This is a genomic window from Rhodoferax sp. AJA081-3, from assembly GCF_017798165.1.
Taxonomy (GTDB): Bacteria; Pseudomonadota; Gammaproteobacteria; order Burkholderiales; family Burkholderiaceae_C; genus Allorhodoferax.
In genome coordinates this window covers 3,487,863-3,512,044 of record NZ_CP059068.1, presented here as the reverse complement: position 1 = coordinate 3,512,044, position 24,182 = coordinate 3,487,863, and the positions used below count along the sequence as shown (strand labels likewise).

At 63.7% G+C, this 24,182-nt stretch carries 22 protein-coding genes; 16 read left to right on the top strand and 6 right to left on the bottom strand.

The annotated features are described in order from the left end of the window. Positions 1–4 precede the first annotated feature (4 nt). Positions 5–766: a DUF1624 domain-containing protein gene (locus tag HZ993_RS16460; protein ID WP_209393824.1), complete on the bottom strand. Its 762-nt coding sequence runs from the start codon at positions 764–766 to the stop codon at positions 5–7. Next, positions 766–1,209, bottom strand: coding sequence for a type II secretion system protein N (locus HZ993_RS16455; RefSeq protein WP_209393823.1), 444 nt, complete (start codon positions 1,207–1,209; stop codon positions 766–768). Before HZ993_RS16455 ends, HZ993_RS16460 begins: the two co-directional genes overlap by 1 nt. A 24-nt stretch (positions 1,210–1,233) precedes the next feature. Here HZ993_RS16455 and gspG point away from each other — a divergent pair, with 24 nt between their 5' ends. The 11 genes from gspG to HZ993_RS16400 all read left to right on the top strand — a co-directional run bounded on the left by gspG (position 1,234) and on the right by HZ993_RS16400 (position 10,870). Next, positions 1,234–1,698 carry a type II secretion system major pseudopilin GspG gene (gene gspG, locus HZ993_RS16450; RefSeq protein WP_209393822.1) on the top strand — a complete coding sequence of 155 codons (465 nt, stop codon included), beginning with the start codon at positions 1,234–1,236 and terminating at the stop codon, positions 1,696–1,698. Positions 1,699–1,780: 82 nt separating this feature from the next. Beyond that, positions 1,781–2,236 carry a prepilin-type N-terminal cleavage/methylation domain-containing protein gene (locus HZ993_RS16445; RefSeq protein ID WP_245213663.1) on the top strand — a complete coding sequence of 152 codons (456 nt, stop codon included), beginning with the start codon at positions 1,781–1,783 and terminating at the stop codon, positions 2,234–2,236. Further along, complete coding sequence (gene gspI / locus HZ993_RS16440) at positions 2,233–2,610, top strand: type II secretion system minor pseudopilin GspI (RefSeq protein ID WP_209393820.1); 378 nt, start codon at positions 2,233–2,235, stop codon at positions 2,608–2,610. Before HZ993_RS16445 ends, gspI begins: the two co-directional genes overlap by 4 nt. Continuing rightward, positions 2,610–3,314, top strand: coding sequence for a type II secretion system protein J (locus HZ993_RS16435; RefSeq protein WP_209393819.1), 705 nt, complete (start codon positions 2,610–2,612; stop codon positions 3,312–3,314). Before gspI ends, HZ993_RS16435 begins: the two co-directional genes overlap by 1 nt. Then, entirely contained in the window at positions 3,311–4,288 is a 978-nt protein-coding gene (gene gspK / locus HZ993_RS16430) for a type II secretion system minor pseudopilin GspK (RefSeq protein WP_209393818.1), read from the top strand. The genes HZ993_RS16435 and gspK overlap by 4 nt, the downstream gene beginning before the upstream one ends. Positions 4,289–4,307: 19 nt before the next feature. Continuing rightward, positions 4,308–5,552, top strand: coding sequence for a type II secretion system protein GspL (gspL, locus tag HZ993_RS16425; protein ID WP_209393817.1), 1,245 nt, complete (start codon positions 4,308–4,310; stop codon positions 5,550–5,552). After that, positions 5,549–6,067, top strand: a complete 519-nt coding sequence (gene gspM, locus HZ993_RS16420; protein ID WP_209393816.1) for a type II secretion system protein GspM — start codon at positions 5,549–5,551, stop codon at positions 6,065–6,067. Before gspL ends, gspM begins: the two co-directional genes overlap by 4 nt. A gap of 2 nt (positions 6,068–6,069) precedes the next feature. Further along, positions 6,070–6,873, top strand: coding sequence for a type II secretion system protein N (gene gspN / locus HZ993_RS16415; protein ID WP_209393815.1), 804 nt, complete (start codon positions 6,070–6,072; stop codon positions 6,871–6,873). Positions 6,874–6,889: 16 nt separating this feature from the next. Then, positions 6,890–9,016, top strand: a complete 2,127-nt coding sequence (gene gspD / locus HZ993_RS16410) for a type II secretion system secretin GspD (RefSeq protein ID WP_209393814.1) — start codon at positions 6,890–6,892, stop codon at positions 9,014–9,016. Between the two features lie 14 nt (positions 9,017–9,030). Continuing rightward, positions 9,031–10,428, top strand: coding sequence for a GspE/PulE family protein (locus HZ993_RS16405; RefSeq protein WP_305847098.1), 1,398 nt, complete (start codon positions 9,031–9,033; stop codon positions 10,426–10,428). A gap of 76 nt (positions 10,429–10,504) precedes the next feature. Next, positions 10,505–10,870 carry a hypothetical protein gene (locus HZ993_RS16400; protein ID WP_209393812.1) on the top strand — a complete coding sequence of 122 codons (366 nt, stop codon included), beginning with the start codon at positions 10,505–10,507 and terminating at the stop codon, positions 10,868–10,870. A gap of 38 nt (positions 10,871–10,908) precedes the next feature. Here the strand turns inward: HZ993_RS16400 and HZ993_RS16395 are convergent, their stop codons facing one another. Then, positions 10,909–11,883, bottom strand: coding sequence for a lipase secretion chaperone (locus HZ993_RS16395; RefSeq protein ID WP_209393811.1), 975 nt, complete (start codon positions 11,881–11,883; stop codon positions 10,909–10,911). Positions 11,884–11,890: 7 nt separating this feature from the next. Continuing rightward, on the bottom strand, positions 11,891–12,808 hold the full coding sequence (locus HZ993_RS16390) for a triacylglycerol lipase (protein WP_209398542.1): 918 nt from the start codon (positions 12,806–12,808) through the stop codon (positions 11,891–11,893). 310 nt (positions 12,809–13,118) lie between these two features. Here HZ993_RS16390 and gspF point away from each other — a divergent pair, with 310 nt between their 5' ends. After that, complete coding sequence (gspF, locus tag HZ993_RS16385) at positions 13,119–14,357, top strand: type II secretion system inner membrane protein GspF (RefSeq protein ID WP_209393810.1); 1,239 nt, start codon at positions 13,119–13,121, stop codon at positions 14,355–14,357. Positions 14,358–14,461: 104 nt separating this feature from the next. Further along, positions 14,462–16,045, top strand: a complete 1,584-nt coding sequence (locus HZ993_RS16380) for a methyltransferase regulatory domain-containing protein (RefSeq protein ID WP_209393809.1) — start codon at positions 14,462–14,464, stop codon at positions 16,043–16,045. Here the strand turns inward: HZ993_RS16380 and HZ993_RS16375 are convergent, their stop codons facing one another. Both HZ993_RS16375 and HZ993_RS16370 read right to left on the bottom strand, forming a co-directional pair. Then, positions 16,046–16,894: an HDOD domain-containing protein gene (locus HZ993_RS16375; protein WP_209393808.1), complete on the bottom strand. Its 849-nt coding sequence runs from the start codon at positions 16,892–16,894 to the stop codon at positions 16,046–16,048. 57 nt (positions 16,895–16,951) lie between these two features. Next, positions 16,952–18,514, bottom strand: coding sequence for a B12-binding domain-containing radical SAM protein (locus tag HZ993_RS16370; protein ID WP_209393807.1), 1,563 nt, complete (start codon positions 18,512–18,514; stop codon positions 16,952–16,954). A gap of 45 nt (positions 18,515–18,559) precedes the next feature. Here HZ993_RS16370 and HZ993_RS16365 point away from each other — a divergent pair, with 45 nt between their 5' ends. The 3 genes from HZ993_RS16365 to HZ993_RS16355 all read left to right on the top strand — a co-directional run bounded on the left by HZ993_RS16365 (position 18,560) and on the right by HZ993_RS16355 (position 24,146). Beyond that, the gene (locus HZ993_RS16365) at positions 18,560–19,513 is read left to right on the top strand and encodes an AEC family transporter (RefSeq protein WP_209393806.1); all 954 of its coding nucleotides are present in this window, start codon (positions 18,560–18,562) and stop codon (positions 19,511–19,513) included. A gap of 277 nt (positions 19,514–19,790) precedes the next feature. Beyond that, positions 19,791–20,936: an efflux RND transporter periplasmic adaptor subunit gene (locus HZ993_RS16360; RefSeq protein ID WP_209393805.1), complete on the top strand. Its 1,146-nt coding sequence runs from the start codon at positions 19,791–19,793 to the stop codon at positions 20,934–20,936. Then, on the top strand, positions 20,937–24,146 hold the full coding sequence (locus HZ993_RS16355; RefSeq protein WP_209393804.1) for an efflux RND transporter permease subunit: 3,210 nt from the start codon (positions 20,937–20,939) through the stop codon (positions 24,144–24,146). Positions 24,147–24,182: the final 36 nt, after the last annotated feature.

Below are 24,182 nucleotides of genomic sequence, written 5' to 3'. Positions count from 1 at the left end.
CTGGTCAGCGCAGAAACCCCGCCACCGTCAGCAAGCCAATCAGCACCGGCTGGTGCGCCATGTACCAGGTCAGGCTCCAGCGCCCCAGCCAGGACAATGGCGCCAGTGGCAGGGCACGGGCGGTCTGGTCCACACGCGGCATCCAGCCCCGCGCCAGCATCCACTGGCCTGCAGCCATCCCCCACCACATGACACCCAGCCAGGGCAGCAGCGGTACATAGTCTTCGGTAATGGGCTTGTGGCTGACCAGCCCCACCCAGTTCAACGCTTTGAGATTCAGGGTATCGGCAAACGGCAACAAAGCATGCAGTTGGGGTGCGTAGATACCCAACACAACCACCACTCCACCGGCAGGCCACAACCAGGGGCCCCAATGCGCGGAGGCCCTGCACACCAGCAGCATCACTGCCATGCCATGCAGGACACCAAAATAAATCCAGCTATTGGGAAACATCAGCGCCGAGCCCAGACTGACGGCCAGCGCGCAGGCGGCAATCTGGCCCCACCGGCGCCAGAAGCGGCTCCAGGTCTGGCCCGCGTGTACTGCAAATGCCTGGCCACATCCGGCACACAGCAAGAACAGGCTCAGTATGCAGGTGCGTTGCACCGTCCACAGCGGGTCACGGTAAAAATCCGCACGCATCCAGCCGAAGTGGTTGAGGTCAAACGCAAAATGGAACAGTGTCATCCACAACACGGCCATCCCGCGCAGTGCGTCCAAAGCGACCGCCCGTGCTGGCACGGCCTGGGCCTGCGCGTGTGGCATCACTTGCTGAGGGGCGGCAATTCCAGCGTCATCTGCGCCGGGGCGTCCACACCGGCCGCCAGAACCGCACGCCGACCCACAACCGACTGCAACACCAGGTTGCCGTCCACCGGGGCGCCCACGCGGTAGGGCTTAGCGGCCTTGCCATCGACCGATATCAGCGCCGCGCCGCCATGCTGGCGGTCTGCCAACACCCCCACCAGCACATAGGCCGTACTCGGGGCTACCGGCGCACCGGCTGGCGCCACTGCACCACCCCCACCCAGAGCCCGCGCCAGTGCCTGCGGGTCCAGGCCGGCGAAACCGGCTGCGGGGGCTGCGCTCGATACACTGTTGGCGTGTGTACTCTTGAGCGCCCAATAGGTGCCACTGAGCGCCGCCAACGCAGCCAGCAGCAAGGTTGCCAGCCGAGTCCCCCACACCTGAAAAGCGTTTATTTGCATTGCGCGATTATGATTGACCCGACTATGAACCACCAAGCATTCCACTCCCCCTCGGTGCCCCCTGTGCACCGGCGCAACCGCCCTGCCAACGGCTTTACCCTCATCGAGCTGATGGTGGTCCTGGTGATCATCGGCGTGCTGGCCGCGCTAATCGTGCCCAATGTGCTGGACCGTGCCGATGACGCACGCGCCACGGCGGCCAAGACCGATGTCAATAACCTGATGGGGGCGCTCAAACTCTACAAGCTGGACAACCAGCGTTTTCCCACTGCAGCCCAAGGCCTGCAGGCCCTGCGCACCAAACCCACCGAAAGCCCCATTCCCACCAACTGGAAACAATACGTTGAAAAGTTGCCCAACGACCCCTGGGGCCGTCCCTACCAATACCTGAACCCGGGCGTGCGGGGCGAGGTGGATGTGCTCTCCTTCGGCGCAGACGGCCAACCCGGCGGCGAGGGCAAAAATGCGGACATCGGCAGCTGGGATTGAGGTTTACCCCCACGCTCCACCGCTGCGCGGGTCGCTGCCCCCCGAGGGGGTGAAATCCGCTCGGGGCGGCCCAGCGCGGATTTTGGCCCCCACGCTCGTCGCTGCGCGAGGTTTCACACTGCTGGAGCTGATGGTCGTTGTGGCCATCATGGCCATGGCAACGGCTGGAGTCAGCATGGCCATGCGGGATACGTCACAAACCCAACTGGAGCGTGATGCACAACGTCTGGCGGCCCTGCTGGAAACTGCCCGCGCCCACTCGCGCATGAGCGCCAATACGGTGGTCTGGCGGGCCACACCCAAGGGCTTTGTATTTGAAGGCTTGCCCAACGACGCCCTGCCCACCACCTGGCTGGGCACTGACGTGGTGGCCAGCAGTAGCGCTGCGGTGGTGCTGGGACCGGAGCCCATCATTGGCCCGCAGCGGATACGCCTGGCATCACTGTCACAACCCACGCGCAGCCTGAGCATCACCACCGATGGTGTGCGACCCTTCAAGGTCACGGGCGACGCCGACGTGAGCACACCCGCTCCATGAAATTACACGCCACACCACGGCGGCGCGGCCGAGGCTTCACGCTGATCGAGGTCCTGGTCGCCTTGGGCATTGTGGCCATTGCATTGGCCGCTGGTGTGCGCTCCACCGGTGCGCTGACCCGCAATGCCGAACGCCAGTCCGACCTGCTGCTGGCGCAGCTGTGCGCCGAAAACGCGCTGGTGGCCGTGCGCCTCTCCAAACAAATGCCGGCCGTGGGGGACAACACCAGCAACTGCGAACAGGCGGGGCGCAACCTGGGCGTCACGCTGTCCGTGCGGCCCACGCCCAACCCCAATTTTCTGCGGGTGGAGGCCCAGGTGGCTGAGCGTGACGCGACGCTGCTGACCTTGTCTACCGTCGTGGGCCGCTATTGATGTTGCCGCTCCATCGCGCCAAGGGTTTTACGCTGATCGAACTGCTGGTCGCCATCGGCATCCTGGCGCTGATGGCGGGTTTGAGCTGGCGCGGACTGGACGGCATGTCCAAGGCACAGACCCAGCTCCAGCAGCGCGCGGACACGGTGCTCACGCTGCAAGCCGGCCTGTCGCAGTGGGCGGCCGATCTGGATGCCCTGGTGCAGTTGCCCAACACCCCGGCCCTGGACTGGGATGGCCGCGCCCTGCGCATCACGCGGCGCAGCACGGCCGCGCCGGGCGACGGTTTGCTGGTGGTGGCCTGGGCCCGGCGCGAGATCGACGGTGCTGGCCAGTGGCTGCGCTGGCAGTCGCCCCCCGTGCAAACCCGGGGCGATCTGCAGACCATGTGGACCCGCGCCGCCCAATGGGCACAAAACGCAAGCGAAGAAGACAAGAGACTGGAGGTGCGTGTGGCCGCGCTGGAGCAGTGGAAGGTGTTTTACTTCCGTGCCGACGCCTGGACCAACCCCCTGTCCAGCGACGGCGCACCGCCGCCCCCACCGCCGGCACCCACCCCCATCGGTACGCCCGTCGCCCCAGCCGCGGAACAGGTCCTGCCCGATGGTGTGCGCCTGGTGTTGACCCTGCCGCCCAACGACGCCTTTGTTGGCACCCTGACCCGCGATTGGGCACGCATCACCCTGGGTGGCGGCAAACCATGAAGTCCCGCCGCCATGAAACCGGTGCAGCCCTGCTGGCCGCCATGTTGACCGTGGCCCTGGTAGCCAGCATGGCCGCCGCCGCACTGTGGCAGCAATGGCGCAGTGTGGAGGTGGAGGCGGCCGAACGGAGCCGCGTGCAATCCCTGTGGGTGCTGACGGGTGCGCTGGACTGGGCCCGCCTGATCCTGCGCGAAGACGCGCGTTCCGGTGGCGCAGACCACCTGGGCGAGCCCTGGGCCGTGCCACTGGAAGAGGCCCGTCTGTCCACCTTTCTGGCCGCCGAAAAAGGCGTGGCCACCAACACCACCGACGCAGCCACCCAGGCCTTCCTGTCCGGCTACATCAGCGACCTGCAGGGGCGCATGAATGTGTTCAACCTGGTGGAAAACGGCAAACCCTCCGAACCTACGGTGCGCGCCTTTGCCAAACTGTTCGAGAAGCTGGGCCTGCCCCGCTCTGAACTGGGGGCGCTGATTGAGAACCTGCGTTTTGCGCAGGACGTCAGCCCCAACAACGGCTCGGCCCGCATGGCCCCGCTGATGCCCCAGCGGGTGGGGCAGCTGGTCTGGCTGGGCCTGTCGCCGCGCAGCCTGGCCATCTTGCGGCCCTCTATTACCCTGCTGCCCCAGCGCACGCCGGTCAACATCAACACGGCCAGCGCCCCGGTGCTGTTTGCCACCATCCCCGGGCTGGACATGGCCCAGGCCGAGCGCCTGGTCTCCACCCGCCAATTCGCCCACTTCCGCACCCTGGCGGACGCCGGCAAGGTGGTGCCCGATGCGGCGGGCGATTTCAGCGAGGCGCTGCACAGCGTGAACTCGCGGTTCTTTGAAATCCATGGTCGCCTGCGCCTGGACCAGACCGTGGTGGACGAACGCTCCGTGGTGCAGCGCGATGGCATCGCAGTAAAAACCCTGTGGCGCGACCGGGGCTCTGGCGGCGCACCAAGTGCGCAAAGCAGCCCCATACAATGACGCAGCTTCAAAAACCTGCATGTCCTCACTGATCGTCACCCTCCCTGCCTCCCTGCCCACGGCCAACACGCCGTGCAGCACCGTATGGACCGAGGACGGCACCACCGCCAAGCGCCACCTGGACGCACCGCTGAACCTGTTGCCGCAAACCCCGGATGCCGAAGTGGTGGTGGTTGTGCCCACAACCCAGCTGTCCTGGCACCGGGTGGATTTTCCCAAGGGCACGCTGGAGCGTGGCTTCTTTCAAGAGGGCAATGCCCCCCGCCTGCGCGCCGTGCTCGACGGCCTGCTAGAAGACCGCCTGCTCGATGAGCCCGCCCAACTGCACTTTGCCATCCAGCCCCAGGCCCGTGCCGACGCACCCAACTGGGTCGCCGCCTGTGACCGGGCCTGGATACATGCCTGGTTGGCCGCGCTGGAGCAAACCGGCCGGCCCGTCGGTCGCATCGTGCCCGAGCTGGCACCGCCGCCCGACGAAAGCCCCGACACCGTCCGCCTGACCGCCATGGGCACAACCGAGCAACCCCAACTGGTGTGTTGCGGCCCCCAGGGCGTGGTGGTACTGCCACTGGGCCACACCGGTGTGGCGCTGCTGCCCCCCGGCACAGACACCAACCCCGTGCTGGCCGAACCGGCGGTGGCCGCCATTGCCGAGCAGTATTTCAGCGGCCGTGTCAGCCTGCAAACCACAGCACAGCGCGCCATCGCCGCCGCCCAATCGGGCTGGGACCTGGCCCAGTTTGACCTGTTGCGCACCCGCGGCACTCGCACCCGCAAGCAGTTGGCGCAGATCACGGGCGACCTGCTGCAATCCCCACGCTGGCGGCCTGCACGCTGGGCCGTGGTGGCCATCGTGTTGGTCAACCTGGTGGGTCTGCAGGTCTGGGCCTGGAAGGAACAGGCCGCCCTGGCCGCCAAACGCACCACCGTGCACGAGATTTTGACCATCACCTTCCCCGACGTACGCGTGGTGGTCAACCCGCCGCTGCAAATGGCGCGCTCACTGGCCGACCTGCAGCGCCAAAGTGGCGCCGCGGCCAGTGGCGATCTGGAAACCATGTTGGGGCAATTTCAGGCCCTAGCCCCCGAACTTGCTGCCCCTACAGCTATTGAATTTGTAGCAGGCGAATTGCGACTCAAACTGGCTGACCCGGCCGCGCCCGCCATGGCCAGCGCCATCAGCCGACTGCAGGCCCAGGGCTACACCGTGAGCCTGGATGGGGATACCCTGGTGCTGAAGCAACAACAGGAGCGCCGACCATGAGCAGGCCCTCGCCATCCGGTTTGACGGCCTTGTTGGCCCCCTTGCAGACCCGCTGGGGCCAATTGGCGGCCCGCGAGAAAACCTTCCTGGCTGCGGCCCTGGCACTGGTGGTGTTGGCCCTGGTGTGGAAGCTGCTGCTGTCGCCATCGCTGCAGACCCTGCGTACGTCCACCGCCCAGGCCACGGCGCTGGACGCCCAGATCCAGCACATGCTGTCGCTGCAGAACCAGGCCAGTGCCCTGCAACGGCAGGCGCCGCTGGCCTATGACGAGGCCCTGCGCGCGCTGAACCTGGCCACCCGCCAAACCCTGGCCGCTACGGCCCAGGTGAACGTAGTGGCCGACCGCGCCAATGTCACGCTGCAGGCCGCCAGTGCCGATGCACTGGCCCAGTGGCTGGCCCAGGTGCGGCTCAATGCCCGCTCAGTTCCGCTGGAGGCGCGCCTGACCCGTGGCACCGCACCCACCGGCGCCACCTGGAGCGGCACGCTGGTCATGAGCCTGCCCCCCCGCTGACCATGGCCACAACCCGCACACCCGGTATGCCGCACCAGAGCGCGCCCTGGCGCTGGGCCATCGCCGGTGTGCTGCTGGGTGGCGCCATTGCAACCACCGTGTTTGCGCCTGCACGCTGGCTGGCAACAGCGCTGAGCCAGGCCAGCGGCCAGCAGCTGCAACTGGTCGGCGCCCAAGGCAGCATCTGGGGTGGAACATCGCAGTTGGTGTTGTCGGGCGGCCAGGGCAGTGTCAACGCCGTGGCGCTTCCGGGCCAGGTCTCCTGGCGCATTCGCCCGGTATGGGCCGGCCTGGCCATTCAGATCAGCGCCGACTGCTGCACACCCCAGCCCCTGCAATTGCGCGCCACCGCCTTGGGCTGGAAAGGCGCACGCCTGGTCTTGCAAGACAGCCAAACACAATGGCCCGCCAGCCTGCTGGCCGGCCTGGGCACGCCTTGGAACACCGTGCAGGCCCAGGGCCAGCTCAGCGCCACTACACAAGACCTGGTCGTCGAATTCGGCCCCACCGGCCTGCAACTGGCAGGGCGGGTGCAGCTGGACGCACTGAACATTTCCTCACGCCTGTCCACCCTGTCACCCATGGGCAGCTACCGCTTCCTGCTGCAGGGCGGGCCGTCGCCCAGCCTGGCACTGAGCACGCTGGAGGGCAGCCTGCAACTCAGCGGCCAGGGCGAATGGGTAGGCCAGCGTCTGCGCTTTACTGGCGTGGCCAGCGCGGCGCCCGAGCGGGTCGAGGCGCTGTCCAATCTTCTGAACATTCTGGGGCGCCGCGATGGCGCCCGCTCCATCATTACCGTGGGCTAAAGTGAGACCGCAGCACATGAACACCGTCATCTTCAAACGCAAACCAAACGCTATTGTTTCAATAGCGATATGTTCAATATTGGCGGGGGCTACAGGCCAATTTTCCATAAATGCCCTGGCCCAGACAGCCCCTGCAGCAGCCCAGGGAAGCCCGGCCAAGCGCGGCGATCCCATCACGCTGAACTTCACCAATGCCGAGATCGACGCCGTGGCCCGCACCATGGCCACGCTGACCGGGCGCAATGTGGTGGTGGACCCGCGCGTCAAGGGCACGATCACGCTGACCACCGACAAACCAGTGACCCCCGCCGTGGCTTATGCCCAGTTTTTGGCCATGATGCGCCTGCAGGGCTTCACGGTAGTGGATGCCGCGGGCCTGGACAAGATCGTGCCTGAAGCCGATGCCAAGCTGCAGGGCGGTGCGGTGTTCGACAGCACCATGGTCGCTGGTAACCAGATCAGCACCCAGATCTTCAAGCTCAACTTTGAAAACGCCAACAACCTGCTGCCCATCCTGCGGCCACTGATCAGCCCCAACAACACCATCAACGTCAACCCCGGCAACAACTCGCTGGTGATCACCGACTACGGCGACAACCTGCGGCGCATGGCCCAGATCATTGCGGCCATGGACGTGTCCAACGCGACCGATGTGGAAATCATCAGCCTCAAGCATGCCATCGCCGTGGACCTGGCTCCGCTGGTGTTGCGCCTGCTGGAGTCCGGTGGCGGTGTAGCCGCCGCACCGGGTGGTCAGGCCGATGGCAGCTTCAAGACCACGCTGATGGCCGAGCCGCGCTCCAACACGCTGATCCTGCGCGCCGCCAACCCGGCCCGCATGGCGCTGGCCAAGTCGCTGATCGACAAGCTGGACCAGCCTGGCACCCAAAGCGCCACCGGCAACATCTATGTGGTCTACCTGAAAAATGCCGAGGCCACCAAACTGGCCGCCACGCTGCGCGCCGCCATGTCGGGTGAGGCCCGTGGCGCCAGCAGCACGGCCAGTGGCAGCGGCGCGCCGGTCACGGCTGCGGGTGGTGCGGCGGCCACGGGCGGCAGCGGCTCTACGGCCACCAGCCAGTCCACCACGGGAGGCCAGATCCAGGCCGACGCGGCTACCAACTCACTGGTCATCACTGCGCCCGAGCCGCAGTACCGCCAGTTGCGCGCCGTTATCGACAAGCTGGACGCGCGCCGCGCCCAGGTCTATGTGGAGAGCCTGATTGCCGAGGTGAATGCTGACAAGGCGGCCGAGTTCGGCATCCAGTGGCAAGGCCCCATGGGCAACGCCGGCGACGGCACGGTGGGCATTCTGGGTACCAATTTCAAGATAGGCGGCACCAACATCGTCAGCCTGGCCACCAGTGCACTCAGCGGCGGCGCAACCCTGGCCAACGGTGGCAACCTGGCGGTGGCCAACAAGGTCAACGGTGTGTATGTGCTGGGCTTTCTGGCCCGCTACCTGCAGACCAATGGTGATGGCAACATCCTGTCCACGCCCAATCTGCTGACGTTGGACAACGAAGAGGCCAAGATCATCATCGCGCAAAACGTGCCATTTGTGACCGGCCAGTTCACCAACACCGGTGCCAGCGGCACCTCAGGCTCCGTCAACCCGTTCCAGACCATTGAGCGCAAGGACATCGGCATCACGCTCAAGGTCAAACCCCAGATCAGCGAAAACGGCACCGTCAAGCTGACCATCTACCAAGAGGTGTCCACCATCCAGGCCAGCACCCTCAAAGACGCCAACGGCCCGACCACCAACAAGCGCTCCATCGAGTCCAATGTGCTGGTGAACGATGGCTCCATCGTCGTGCTCGGTGGTCTGCTGCAGGACGAGTATTCCGGCAACCAGGAGAAGGTACCCGGCCTGGGCGATGTGCCCCTGTTTGGCAACCTGTTCAAGGCCGAGACCCGCAGCCGCAAGAAGACCAATCTGATGGTGTTCCTGCGGCCGGTCGTGGTGCGCGATGCCGATGCCACGGATGCTTTGTCGCTGGACCGTTATGAGTTGATGCGCAACCAGCAGCAACAAGCCCAGCCCGTCACGAGTACGGGTGTGCCGGTCAACGCGTCGGTCGTGATGCCCGCGCGCCCCACACCTGCGCCAGCACGCGCAGTGCCCGAGACCAAGCCCTGACCATGGCCGGCGCTGTGTTGTACCCCCTGCCCTACGCCTTCGCGCGCAGCCACCAGCTGCTGCTGGAAGAACAAGACGGCAGCCTGACCCTGTGGATACACGACCTGGCCACGGACGCCGCACAAAGCGCCGTGGCCGAAGTCATGCGCAAGTTTGGCGCGGCACAGGTCGAGACCGAAGCCGCCGAGTTGCTGCGCCAACGTATCAGCGCCGCCTATGCACAAAGCGAATCCAGCGCCGCCACCGTCATCAGCGAGGTCGAGGCCGATGTGGACCTGTCGCGCATGATGCAGGCCCTGCCGGCGATTGAAGACTTGCTGGAAACTTCGGACGATGCGCCCATCATCCGCATGCTGAACGCCCTGCTGACCCAGGCCGCACGCGATGGCGCCAGCGACATCCACATCGAACCCTACGAGCGCCATTCCAGCGTGCGCTTCCGTGTGGACGGCACGCTGCGCGATGTGGTGCAGCCCAACCGCGCCCTGCACGCCGCACTGATCTCGCGCCTGAAGATCATGGCCGATCTGGACATTGCCGAAAAGCGCCTGCCACAGGACGGCCGCATCAGCCTGCGCATTGGCACCCGCGGCGTGGACGTGCGTGTCAGTACCCTGCCCAGCGCGCATGGCGAACGCGCTGTGCTGCGCCTGTTGGACAAAAGCGGCGGCAAGCTGAGCCTGGAATCGGTAGGCATGCAGGGCGATGTGCTGCAACGCTTTGAGCACCTCGTCACCCAGCCCCACGGCATCATTTTGGTGACCGGCCCCACCGGCTCGGGCAAAACCACGACGCTGTATGCAGCGCTGCAAAAGCTGGACAGCCGGCGCCAGAACATCATGACGGTGGAAGACCCCATCGAATATGAGCTGGCGGGCGTGGGCCAGACCCAGGTCAATGCCAAGATTGACCTGGACTTTGCCAAGGCCCTGCGCGCCATCTTGCGCCAGGACCCGGACGTGATCATGATCGGTGAGATCCGCGATTTCGAGACCGCGCAGATCGCCATCCAGGCGTCACTGACCGGCCACCTGGTCCTGGCCACGTTGCACACTAATGACGCCGCCAGCGCGGTGACGCGCCTGACCGACATGGGCATAGAGCCCTTCCTGCTGAGTTCTTCGCTTTTGGGCGTGTTGGCCCAGCGCCTACTGCGCAAGCTGTGCACCACCTGCCAGGGCAAGGGTTGCAGCGAATGTGGCCACACGGGTTACCAAGGCCGCACTGGCGTGTTTGAACTGCTGGTGACGGACGACGCGATCCGCGCACAAATCCACCACCAGGCCTCCGAAGCGGATATCCGCGCGGCTGCCATTGCCGGTGGCATGACACTGATGCGTGAAGACGGCGAACGGCTGGTGGCCAAAGGCATCACCTCCCGCGAAGAGCTGGTCCGCGTCACCCGGGATTAGCCCCATGATTCGACACCTTCTTTTGCTTTAGTTCCGCGACCCGCCAACCACAATAGGTCTCACAGGAAACCGCAGCATGTCACTTCAATACCAGCTCAAACAAGGCCAGTACCATTTGTACGACCTGAGCACGCCCCAAAGCCAGGTCACCGGCGAGCACAAGCTACGATTGATGACAGACACGGTGGCCCTTGCCTTTGACGTGCGCACCGGCAAGCTGCACGAACACGGCCACCCGTCCCGCATCCACTCCTGGGCCAGCAACGCGCGCCGACGCCTGCGCGCGGCTGGGGATATTGATCGGGCCAATGACATCGTGGTGGTGTCGGGCCCGCTGCCGGTGGATGAGATCAACAAGTGCCTGCGCATCACCGGCTACTGCCGCCAATTGCTGGAGCGCCTACCGACGCTGCCGCATGGCAAGCGCCTCGCAGCGCACTGAAGATAGTGCCGCCCACGCTCCACCTCCGGAGCGGTGTTTTATTCGTAAGCCACCAAACGTGGCCGTTCGGTTTCGCTAAAGCTGTTTTGCTGCAGCTGTGCCAGGCTGGCCTGGCGCTCGGACTCGCTGGCATTGGACTGGGACTGCAGTAACTTGCTGCGCTCTTCCAGATAACGGCTTATACGGCTCTTCCAGGCAGCCTCTTCACGGTCTACATCCGCCAAACGGGCAGCGGCCTGCGGGTCCAACTCCTTGGCGCGCATGCGGTAGACATCGTCCTCGCTGCCGCCCTTGGCGCGCAGGTCCTGGGCCTGCTGCTCCAGGCGCACGACCATGCTGGTGGCGTCGCGCTCCTTGCGCAGATGTTCGGGCATGCTCGCATCCAGCGCGGCCAGTTGCTGCTTCTTCTGTTCCGCGTTCAGGGCAGGGTTCTGGTCGACCTCCAGGCGCGCAATCGCATCCATGTCGTAGGCGTCTTCAAATCCAAACATACCCTGGGTTTCCTCGGCGCTGAAGTACTTGGCGCGCACGTCCTGCATGGCGTTGAAGCGGCCGCGTATGGCTTGCAGACCATTCCCGACGAGCTGCGGTTGGCTTTCCAGCCGCACCAGCTCGCGTTTGAACTCGATGTACAGGCCTAACAAGCGCTGTGCTTTTTTGGCTTGCTCAGGTGGCAGCCTGCGGTCCAGTTCACCGCGGATCTGCAGCGTGATGGTTTCTATGCTTTGCTCGCCGACCGCGCTCAGGTAGTAATCAAACAGGCGCTTGAGTTCGCCATAGGCCAGTGGCCCGCTGGCACCCGATGCTGCCCCAGCCGCCAGGGTCTGCAGATTGCCGTCAGGCAGTGTGTCCTGCATGGAGCGCACAAACGGTGTGGCTCGGCTGACCGGGCCAATCACCGCCACAGGTGGGGCTGAGGGTTCGTCCGCTGGCCACCAGGCGAACAAACCGCCGCCCAGCAGGGCCAGGCAAAGCAGGCCCAGGCAAACCCGGGCCGTGCGGTGCATCGCCATGGCCGTTTTACAGGCCCATGCCTTTGAGGCGGTTGGCGTGCTGGCGGAAGATGGTGACCGGATTGGTCTCGAACAGGTTGGTCAGGCCAATGGTCTGGTTCACTTCGTCCAGGTGGTTCATCGCGTAGTCATCACGGATGACACGGCCCAGGTGGCTGGAGCAGCTGGCGACCAGGCCGTCGTTCTTGGCGCCGCCAAAGGCCAGCGAGGTCAATGCCAGAGCCGGGTCGATGGGGTCAAACACATTGGTGTAGGCCTTGGCACCGCTCCACGAGAAGTAAGCCACGCCACGCGCCGTGTAGGCACCTTCACCGCAAGATGATGTGGGCACGCCCCATGGGTGGGCCTGGTTGAACTTGGCGGCACCGGCGGTGCTGAGCGACTGGGCAGCAGCCAGCGAATTCTGGTTCAGGCCCGAGCCACCCGACAGGAAGTTGATGATGGTCGCCAGGCCGTTGGTGATGGAGACGACGACGGTGTTTGACAAGGATCCGGGGGGCGCCACCTTCAACAGCACGTCTGCCACGGCCGAGCCCTTGTTGACACCACCAATCGAGGTAGCCGAGGCAATCAGGTCAGGGCGCACTGAGGCGACGTACCGGATGGTCGGGCCGCCATGGCTGTGGCCAATCAGGTTGACCTTGGCCGCGCCGGTGGCAGCCAGGATCTGCTTGACCTGGGTCAGCAGTTGTTCGCCACGTGCCTCGGTGCTGTTGGCTGCAGACACCTGGGTCACATAGACCTTGGCGCCATCAGAGCGCAGCGCGGAGGGAATGCCATACCAGTATTCCACCGGTCCGATGTTGTCAAAGCCAAACAGACCGTGCACCAGCACGATGGGGTATTTGGTCTGGGTGTAGCCTGCGGCCAGGGTGGACGCGGGTAGAAGGGACAGGGCCAGCAAACAGGCACCCAACCAGGTCATCAAGGTCTTTTTCACAATACGCTCCAGTAGGGCCAAGGGCCCAAGGGGTTGAAGGAATCCGTCTCTGAAAAGGCAGTGCGACCTCTTTGGTGGGGGCGCTGTCGCTGGCTGACCCGGTACCCGTTGCTTGTGTTAACAGGTCTGAATCAAAAAGCACGATCGTGCGATTCATGAATCGTAGTTCACAGCAATTCGCCTGTCATGCTGGTATTCCCGGATGACGCACCAAAACGGGATCGGGGTTTACACCAGTACCCAGACCGGGACACCAAACCGCGGGCCCGGCCTGCTCAGCCGCTAACATCAACCCATGCCCGCCTATTCCTATGAAGCCCTCGATGCCAATGGCAGTGCCCGCAAGGGCACGATTGAAGCCGACACCGCCAAGGCCGCTCGCGGCATGCTGCGTGCCCAACTGCTGGTGCCCATGGTGGTCGAGCCGGTGGGGCCGGGCGCCGCAGGAGCGGGTGCAGCCGGCGGTGGCACACAAGGCACCACGTTGTGGACATCACGTGTGTTCAACGCCTCGGCACTGGCCATCTGGACACGCCAGATCGCCGGGCTGGTGGCCTCGGGCCTGCCACTGGAGCGGGCCCTGACCGCACTGTCGGAAGAGGCAGACGACGAACGCCAGCGCCACTTGGTGGCCGCCATAAGGGCCGAGGTGAATGGCGGCACACCCTTCGCCACCGCGCTGGCCCAACACCCGCGCGAATTTGCCCCCACCTACTGCGCCGTGGTGGGCGCCGGTGAACACAGCGGCAACCTGGGCCTGGTGCTGGAGCGCTTGGCTGACGACCTGGAGCAAAGTCAGGCCCTGAAGTCCCAACTGATAGGCGCCGCGCTGTACCCCGCCATCGTGACCTTGGTGGCCATCACCATCGTGATGTTCTTGCTGGGGTATGTGGTGCCACAGGTGGCCGAGGTATTTGCCGGCAGCAAACGTGCGCTGCCCCTGCTGACAGTGATCATGCTGGGCATTGGCAACTTTGTGCGCAACCAAGGCTGGCTGATGCTCATAGCTCTTATTTTTATAGCTGGATGTTCAAGATTGGCGTGGGCTAGCGCCGCATTTCGCGAGAAGTTCGATGCCATGTGGCTGACCTTGCCGATTCTGGGCAAGCTGTCCCGTGGTTACAACGCGGCGCGTTTTGCCGGCACCTTGTCCATGCTGGCCGCCGCCGGTGTCCCCATACTGAAAGCCCTGCAGGCCGCGGCCGACACCCTGTCCAACCGGGCCATGCGCACCGACGCGCTGGACGCCTTGGTGTTGGTGCGTGAAGGGGCGCCACTGGCCTCGGCGATGGCGCAGAAGAAACGTTTCCCCGGCCTCTTGAGCATGTTTGCCCGCCTGGGCGAACAAACCGGCCAGTTGCCCGTGATGCTGGAGCGCGCAGCAAAACAGCTCAGCACCGAGGTGCAGCGCCGCGCCATGCAACTGGCCACGCTGCTGGAGCCGCTGCTGATTGTGGCCATGGGCTTGGTTGTCATGCTGATTGTGCTGGCGGTGCTGCTGCCCATCATCCAGCTCAACCAACTGGTGCGCTAAGCATGTGGCCCCCACGCTCGTCGCTGCGCGTACTGCGCTGCCCCCCAAGGGGGCTAAATCCGCTTGGGGCGGCCCGGCGCGGATTTGCTTAAAAAGGTTTCCTCATGGCTGACTGGAACGACGGCTACATCACGGACATTGGTTACACCTACGGCTACTACACCGAGCTCAACCCCTTGCGCACGCGCCTGGCCCTGCTGAGTGCCGGTTGGGCGGCACCTTCCACACTGTCCGACGGCCCGGCCTGCGAACTGGGCATGGGCCAGGGCGTCAGCGTGAACGTGCACGCAGCCGCATCCGGCAATACCTGGTTTGCCACTGACTTCAACCCATCCCAGACGGCATTTGCGCAGGAGCTGGCCTGTGTCAGCGGTGTGGAGGCACAGGGCACGCGCATCTACGACGAGGCCTTTGCCGATTTTTGCCAGCGCACAGACCTGCCCGACTTCAGCTTCATCGGTGTGCATGGCATCTGGAGCTGGATATCGGACGCCAACCGCGCAGTGATTGTGGATTTTGTGCGACGCAAGTTACGCGTGGGCGGTGTGCTCTACATCAGCTACAACACCCAGCCCGGCTGGGCAGCCATGGCACCCATGCGCGACCTGCTGGCCGAACATGCCCAGGTGATGGGGGTGCCCGGCAAAGGCATGACCGGCCGTATAGACGCCGCACTGGCCTTTGCAGAACGCCTGGTGGACAGCAACTGCCAGTATGCGCAGGCCAACCCGCAGATCGGCGCACGGCTCAAGCGCCTGCAGAGTGCCAACCGCAACTACCTGGCCCACGAATACTTCAACCACGACTGGGAGCCGATGTCGTTCACGCGCATGGCGCGCTGGTTGTCGGGTGCCAAGCTGGGTTATGCCTGCTCGGCCTACTACCTGGACCACTTGCCGGCGCTGAATTTCACGCCCGCGCAACACGCGCTGTTGCAAGAGCAGCCCGATGCCATGTTCCGCGAAACCGTGCGCGACTTTCTGGTCAACCAGCAGTTCCGGCGCGACTACTGGATCAAGGGCCCTCGGAGGCTGGCACCGGCTGACCAGGCCCAGGCCCTGTGCGCGCAGCGGGTGATGCTGGCAACCGCCCCCGCCGACGTACAAATGAAGGTCAAGGCGCCGGTGGGCGAAGCCTTGCTGACCCCCGCCATTTACGAACCCGTGGTGGCGGCCATGGCCGACCACCGAGTGCACAGCATTGGTGAACTGTGGCAGCGGCTGCAATCCGACGCCAGCAAATCCCATGTGAGTTTTGCCCAACTGACTGAGGCCATCATGCTGCTGGCCGGCACCGGTGATGTGGTGGCGGTGCAAGACGAAGCGGCCATGCACAAGGCCAGACCGCAGACTGACAAACTGAACCGGCACCTGCTGGGTATGGCGCGCAACCATGCCGACATCAGCTGTGTGGCCAGCCCGGTCAGCGGCGCAGGCGTCACCCTCAGCCGCTTTCAGCAGCTCTTTCTGCTGGCCATGCTGGAGGGAAAAACACCCATGGATACACCGGACCCCGCAGCACTGGCCGCGTTTGCCTGGTCCGCCCTGCTGGCACAGGGCCAGCGCTTGCTCAAGGACGGAAAACCCATGGATGTGGCGCAGGACAATGTCGACGAACTGAAAGTTCAGGCCGCGGAATTTGTGACCAAGCGGCTGCCGGTACTGCGCCGCCTGGGTGTGGTGGACTGACTAGCCAACGCCGTCCACCCGGTGCGCATAAGCCAGTGCGACCGGGGGCGACACATTCAGCAGCTTGGCGATATCGTCGATATCGTCCGGCAGGGCCGAGTTGTCCCAGCTCTGTGCGGTGTGGCGTGCCAGGCGCACGGCCAGCACCACGTTGCGCACAATGGCCGTGTCGGCATGCCGGTCATCGCTGATGCGCACCAACAGCTCGGGCAGGTGCCACATCTTCATCAGCGCCTGGCGCAAATCATCCAGCTCGATATTGAGCATCACGCGTTGCACGGTGGCGCTGCGCAGTTGGGGGTCGGCACGCTGGGCCTGCGCAATCCGCAATTGCAAGGTGGGGGCGTGGCACCACATCAGCATCTCGGCAAAGTCGTGCAAAAAGGCGGCCAGCCGTATCACACCCACATCGGTATCGCCACGGTGCACAGCAAAGCCAGTGGCAAACTGCGCGGCGCGGTCGGCCCGGTGCAGCAGGGTGCGCAGCCCCTCCAGCGCCTGGGGCTGGTCGTGCAAATGGTCTTCCACCGTGGGCTGCAGGCCAAAGCTTCGGAAGAAGGGGGAGATGCCGGTCATCACCAGTGAGGTGGTGATGCTTTCAGTCTCCGTCGCGGTGTCGGCCCTGCGCTTCGCTGCCACATGGGCCAGCAGTTTGAGCGACATCAGCGGATCACATTCGATGGTGGCACCGAGCATGCTGGCATCCACATTGTCTTCATCGGCGCGCAGGGTCTCCAGGGCGGCCGAAGTTTTGGCCAACACCGGGATTTGTGCATCGCGGAAATAACGGGTCCACGCGTCCAAATCCCGCAAGGGGGCGGTCAGGTAACGGGAAGGGGTAACTGCCATACGAAACAGTATGGGCGAGCGCCCTTCTGTGGTCAAGGCGCTATAAAACAGACAAACTCAATGGGTTGGTGCCACGGCACGTCCGTGTTGGGCCTGGCGCTGCGCCAGCTGCTTGGTATGTTTGCTGTGCTGGGGCGCAAGCGGCCGCGGTAACACGTCACGCAAACAATGTGGGCGGGCATGGGCACCGCTGCGCTGGTAGTCGGCCAGCAGCATCTGGCGTGTGTGCTCCACCGGCAAGCCACGAGCTGAGGTCAGGTAATCAAACAACGCGTCCACCAAGTCTTCGGGTGTCAGGCCATGGGTCTTGTGGGTGGTCTGCCACAACCAGTCGCTCCACGCGGCAAACGCAGCAAAGGCCCCAACTGCGGCGTCGCCCTGCAGCAGCACGTCCAGCGTCTGCCCGAAGCGCCCGGAGTTGGCCACCAGGTCCCAGTAGCGCGCCAGGCGGATGAAGCGTTGCACCGACTCCGCATCCACCACCCCGGTTTGCTGCACCGCATACGGCGGCTCCGTGGCATAGACCATGCCGTGCTCTTGTGTGTGCCGGGCGATCGGTGTGCCGCGCAGGCGCTTAAGCAGGCCGAGCTGGATCTCGTGTGGGCGCAGCGCATACAGGCGGTCAAAGCCTTCGGCAAAACTCTCCCATGTCTCGCCCGGCAGCCCAAAGATCAGATCTGTGTGCAGGTGGGCCGGAGACTGCTGCACCAGCCATTGCAGGTTGGCCTCGGTTTTGGCATTGTCTTGGCGGCGCGAGATGCGTTTTTGCACCTCGGGGTTGAAGCTTTGGATACCCACCTCTAGTTGCAGAACACCAGGAGGAAACTGCGCCATCAGCAGCTTGAGCCGGTCTGGCAGATGGTCAGGGATGACCTCGAAGTGCACGAACAACTCGTCGCACATACGGTCCAGAAAAAACTGCAGGATGCGGGCCGAGGTTTCGACCTTCAAATTGAAGGTGCGGTCCACAAACTTGAAGTTGCGGGCCCCCCGTTGGAACAGTGCATCCATCTCGGCCAGAAAAGTGTCCAAGTCGAAGGCGATGGCGGTCTTGTCCAGCGAACTTAAACAAAACTCACACTTGAAGGGGCAGCCACGCGAAGCCTCCACATACAACAGGCGGTGCGCCAAGTCATCGTCGGTGTACAGGGTGTACGGCAGGGCAATGCTGTCCAGTTCGGGCTGCTCACCGGTTATCACTTTCATCAGTGGCTGTGGGCCATGCAGGAGTGCACGGCACAGCTTGGGAAAGCTGATGTCGCCCCAACCGGTGATGACGTGGTCGGACAACTGCACAATGGCCTGCTCGGCCCACTCGTGGCTGACCTCGGGGCCGCCGAGCACGATCTTGATGTCTGGCCGTGCAGCCTTGAGCAAACGGACCAGGGCTGTGGTCTCGACCACATTCCAGATGTACACCCCAAAACCAATGACAAGGGGCTGCAGGGCCAGCAGTTCGTCTGCCAGTTCCTGGGGTTTGCGGGCGATGGTGAACTCGCGCAGCGCGGTCTGATCGGCCAGGTCTCCCATATTCGCCAGCAAATACCGCAGGCCCAGTGAGGCATGGATGTACTTGGCATTCAGAGTGCAGAGAACGATGGCAGGGCCGGCAGTGTGCATGCCCCGATTATTCATCGGCGACCTGCCCATGGGCGAAAATCAGGTATGCAATCCATCGTCCTGTCTTCCCTGCTGCCGGTCATTTTTCTCATTGCTATTGGTTTTATAGCGTACCGTGCAGATTGGATGCGGGCTGAGGCCATAAAAGACTTAAGCCGCCTGGTCTTTATGGTGCTCACACCGGCCCTGCTGTTCCGCACCATGAGCACGGTGCATGTGGACCAGCTGGACTTCAAACCCGTGGCGGCCTACTTTGCGGCCGCCATAGCCCTGTTTGGGCTGATGCTGGCCTGGGGCCGCGCCACACCGCGCGCCACCGTGCTGGCCCTTGCAGCCACCTTCAGCAACACGGTGGCCATTGGCATTCCGCTGATTGGCCTAGCCTATGGCGAGGCCGGCATGCTGACACTGTTCACCATCATCTCACTGCACGCACTGATACTGCTGACCCTGGCCACCATTGCGCTGGAGCTGGGTGTGGCACGCCAGGCCGCGCGGGACAGCGCGACGCCGGAGACCAAGGCCGCCTGGCGGCGCCCGGTGCTGGACGCCCTGCGCAACGGCATCTTGCACCCGGTGCCGCTGCCCATCATGCTGGGCCTGCTGTTTGCACAGACTGATCTGGTCATGCCCACGGTGCTGGACCGCCCATTGCAATTGCTGGGCATCGCCATGGGCCCCATGTCGCTATTGCTGGTGGGGGCCACACTGGCCAGCGCCCGCATAGGCCATGAGATCAAAGGCGCCTTTGGCCTGGCCTTACTGAAAAACCTGCTGCTACCGGCCCTGGTGGCAGGGGTGGGTCTGGCCATGGGCTTGCACGGCCTGCCGCTGACCGTGATGGTGGTCACCGCATCGCTGCCCATTGGTGCCAATGTGTTTATCTTCTCGCAGCGTTACAACGTGGCCGAAGACCTGGTGACCGCCGGTGTGGCGGTATCGGCCGTGCTGGCCATGCTCAGCGTGTCGCTGGTCATGGCGCTGGTGCAGTATTTGTAATCACTCCAGCAGCGTGGTTTCCAGAAAACGCACGGTGGCGTAGAACTCGAAGTCGGCATTGGCCTTGCGTTTGAAGCCGTGGCCCTCGTTGTCGGCCAGCAGGTACCAGACGGGCACGCTGCCTCAGCACCCGCCGCCCATCCCGCGAAATCAGCAGATCGTCACGCTTTGCAGCCACCGGTCGCAAAAAGCGTGCGTGCCAGCGTGGCCTTCTTTACAGTCCGCCATTGCCACCATAATCGTGGCCTTACCCGTTTCCCCTTTCGGAGAGTTCTCTATGCTGCGTCCCCTTCTCATCGTTGTTGCCCTGGCCGCAGGCCTGACGGCATGTGGAAAATCCCCTGGCAAAGACGATAAAAAAGACGCCGCCGCGGCGCCACCCAAGCTGGTGATTGCGCCGGAAGACTTTCTGACCATTCGGGCCAATGCACTGGCCTCCGGCCCGGTGATCACGGGATCGATACAACCCGAGCGCAAGGCCGATCTGCGGGCCGAGGTGTCCGCCGTGGTACTGCAGGTACTCAAGGAAAACGGCGACGCAGTGCGCAAGGGTGACGTGCTGATCCGTTTGGACCAGACCACCATACTGGACAACCTGCGCTCCGCAGAAGACAACGCCCGCAATGCGGCCCAGGCTCTGGACCAGGCCGAGCGCAATGTGCAGCGCCTCAAGACCCTGCGCGCTTCGGGCATGACATCGCTGCAGGCGCTGGACGACGCCGAGGTGCGCCGCAATGCCGCACAAAGCGAATTGTCGGCCTCCAAGGCGCGTGCAGCCCAGGCCCGTCAGCAGCTGGAGCGCACCGTGGTGCGCGCGCCGTTTGACGGCGTGGTCAGCGACCGCAAGGCCTCGGCAGGCGACACGGCATCCATCGGCAAAGAGCTGCTCAAGGTGATTGACCCGACCAGCATGCGCTTTGCCGGGCGGGTGTCGGCCGACAAGATCAGCCAGGTCAGCGTGGGCCAGACGGTAGGTTTTCGCATCAACGGGTATGCCGGTCAGGAATTTCGCGGCAAGGTCACACGGGTAGACCCCAGCGCCAATGACGTCACACGCCAGGTAGAGGTGCTGGTGAGCTTCAGCGATGCCACCCAGCCCCGCGTGTCGGGCCTGTATGCCGAGGGCACCATAGAGTCCAGCAATGTGCAGGCGCTCACGCTGCCTGAGTCGGTGCTGGTCAAGGCCGGTGACAAGTCATCGGTCTGGCGCGTCAAGAACAACACCCTGAGTCAGGTGGACCTGACGTTGGGCACCCGCGACCCCCGCACCGGCAACTACGAAGTGCGCAGCGGCTTGAGCGAGGGCGACATCATCTTGCGCAACCCCAGCTCCAGCTTCAAGGAGGGCCAGACCGCCGAACTGGTGACGGCCAAACCGCCCACGGCCGCAGCTTCTGCCGCATCGAACGCGAAAGGAACATAAATGTTTCTCTCCGACTTCAGTATCAAGCGCCCCACGGCCACCATCGTATTGATCATTGCGCTGATGGCCATGGGCCTGCTGGCCCTGAGCAAACTGCGGGTCAACCAGAACCCCGACGTGGAAGTGCCCGGCCTGTTTGTGAACATTGCCTACCCCGGCGCATCACCCGACACGGTGGAACGCGAAATCGTCAACCGGCTGGAGAAGTCGCTGCAAAGCATCTCGGGTGTGACCGAGGTCTACTCCAACTCGACCGAAGGCAATGCGCGTTTTGACGTGCTGTTCTCGTTCAACAAAAACATGATCGAGGCCTCGGACGAGGTGCGCAACGTGATCTCAAGTGTGCGCTATAAGCTGCCCACCGAGATGCGCGAGCCGGTGCTGCGCCGCTACGACCCGTCGGCCCAGCCCATCATGAACATGGCCCTGTCGTCCAGCACACAGACCCATGCGGAGATTTCGCGCCTGGCTGAAGACGTGTTGGCCGACAAGCTGCGCGGCATTGCCGGCGTGGCCAATGTCAACATCAACGGCTCACTGAAACGCGAGCTGTCGGTACTGGTGCGCGCCGAAAAGCTGCGCGAACACAATGTGTCCATTGGTGAAGTGGTTGCCGCGGTGCGGGCACAGAACACCAATGCACCGGTAGGCAAGGTTCAGGGCACACTGGACGAGGAAAGCATCCGCCTGGTGGGTCGCATCGAGTCGCCGGCCGAGTTCCAGAGCATTGTGGTCAAACGCTTTGGTGGCCAGGTGGTGCGCCTGGCCGACGTAGCCACCATCAACGACAGCTTTGCCGACATTGCCAGCTTCAGTATCCGCAGCGGCAAGCCGAATATCGGCATCTTTGTGACCCGCTCCCGCGACGCCAGCACCGTCAGCGTGGCTGACGACATCCGCAAACTGGTCAAGGACATCAACAAGGAGTTTGAGAAAGACAAGCCCGGCACCAAACTGGAAATCACCCGTGACGGTGGTGTGGATGCCCAGCGCAGCCTGAACAATGTGATCGAGTCCCTGGTGCTGGGCGCGGTGCTGACCATTTTTGTGGTCTATGCCTTCCTGAATTCGTGGCGCTCCACGCTGATCACCGCTTTGAGCCTGCCCACATCCGTCATTGCCGCCTTTATTGCAGTCTGGCTGTGCGGATTTACGCTGAACTTCATGACGCTGTTGGGCCTGTCCCTGGCCATTGGTGTGCTGATTGACGATGCGATCGTGGTGCGAGAAAACATCGTGCGCCACATGCAAATGGGCTCGGACCGACGCACCGCGTCGCTGGAAGGCACGGCCGAAATTGGCCTGGCCGTAGCCGCAACCACCTTCTCTATCATTGCAGTGTTTATTCCAGTGGCCTTTATGCCTGGCGTGTCGGGCGAATGGTTCCGCCCCTTCGCTTTGACCGTGACCTGCTCGGTGCTGGTGAGCCTGGCCATCTCCTTCACGCTGGACCCGATGTTGTCGGCCTACTGGGGTGACCCTGCGGACCACCACACGGCACCCAAGAAGGGGCTGAGCGCTGTGCTGGCGCGTTTCAACGACTGGTTTGACCACCAGGCCGACCGTTATGGCAATGTCATCGCCTGGGCCCTGCACCACCGCCGTTGGATGGCGGCCATAGCAGTGGGCAGCCTGATAGGCGCTGTGGTCTTACAGGTGAAGGTGGGGGGCTCCAGCTTTTTGCCGGCCACCGACTCGGGCAACCTGATGATCGAGGTGCGTACACCGGCGTCTTCATCGGTGGAATATGCACGCCTGAAGATGGAGCGTGCGGCCGAATTGGCCCGCACCATCACCGAGACCAAGGAAACCAATAGCAATATCACCGCCAGCGGTGGACGCATTTACGTGGACATTGGCAAGCGCAACACGCGCAAACGCAGCGCCAAGGAAATTGCAGCCGAACTGCGCGAAAAAGTACGCAGCCTGGTAGGTGCCGAATACACCGTGCTGGACGATCTGAACAACGGCGCACGCAAGCCGATCCAGATTGACTTTACCGGCCCCGATTCGCGCAAGCTGCTGGAGATCACCAGTGCCTACATGGACAAGCTGCGCCAGATCCCCGGTGCGGTGGATGTGGGCTTGTCGCAGCAGGACCCCAAGAAAGAGCTCAAGATCGAACTGAACCGCGGTCTGGCCAACTCCATGGGCATCTCGACCAACGACGCGGCTCAGGCGCTGCGCGTAGCCTTTGCGGGCATTGAAGTGGGTGACTGGGTAGACCCCACGGGCGAGAGCCGCGATGTGGCGGTGCGCCTGCACCCCAATGACCGGGTCAGCAAGGAAAGCATTGAGCGCCTGCCCATTGCGGTGGCGGGCACCAACCTGATGGTTCCGCTGGACCAGATTGCCACCATCACCATGGGCAAGGGCCCGTCCGGCATCGAACACGCCAATGGCAAGCGCAACATCACCGTGTCGGCCAATGCCCAGGGCCGCTCACCCGGCGAAGTGACGGACGACGCCATGAAACTGGCCAAGTCGTTCGACTACCCACCGGGTTATGGCCTGTCTTTGGGTGGTGCCGGCCAGGACCAGAAAGAACTGTTCACCGAGATGCTGATTGCGCTGCTGTCTGGCATTGGCCTGATGTACCTGATATTGGTGATGCAGTTTGGCTCGTTCACCGCGCCGCTGGCGGTGATGCTGTCGCTGCCGCTGTCGCTGATTGGTGTGGTGCTGGCCCTGATGATTACCCGCGGCACGCTCAACCTGATGAGTTTCATCGGCATCATCATGCTGATGGGCCTGGTGGCCAAAAACGCCATTCTGTTGCTGGACGCCGCCCGCAAACGCGAGGCTGAGGGCATTGACCGGGAAGAGGCGCTGATGGATGCCGGTCGTGTGCGCCTGCGCCCCATTTTGATGACCACCTTTGCGCTGATCGCCGGTATGTTGCCAGTGGCCATCGGTTTGGGCGAGGGGGGCGAGTTTTACCAGCCGCTGGCGGTGGCCATCATCGGCGGCACCATCACCAGCACGCTGCTCACGCTGCTGGTGGTACCCACTTTTTACGACAGCATTGAGATAGCGCGCGACCGCATGGTGGCCAAGTACCACGCGCGGGCTCTGCAGCAAAACGGCATGTTGGCCTTTGTGCTGACTTTTGCAGAAGCGATTGCCACGTTGTTAATGTTGCGCTTTGCCTACCGCATGCTTATGCGGGGATTCAACTTGCGATTTCGATCAAAACCCTTGGCAGCCTGATATCTAAAGCCCTGCGGGGTGTTGCAAACCAGAGCG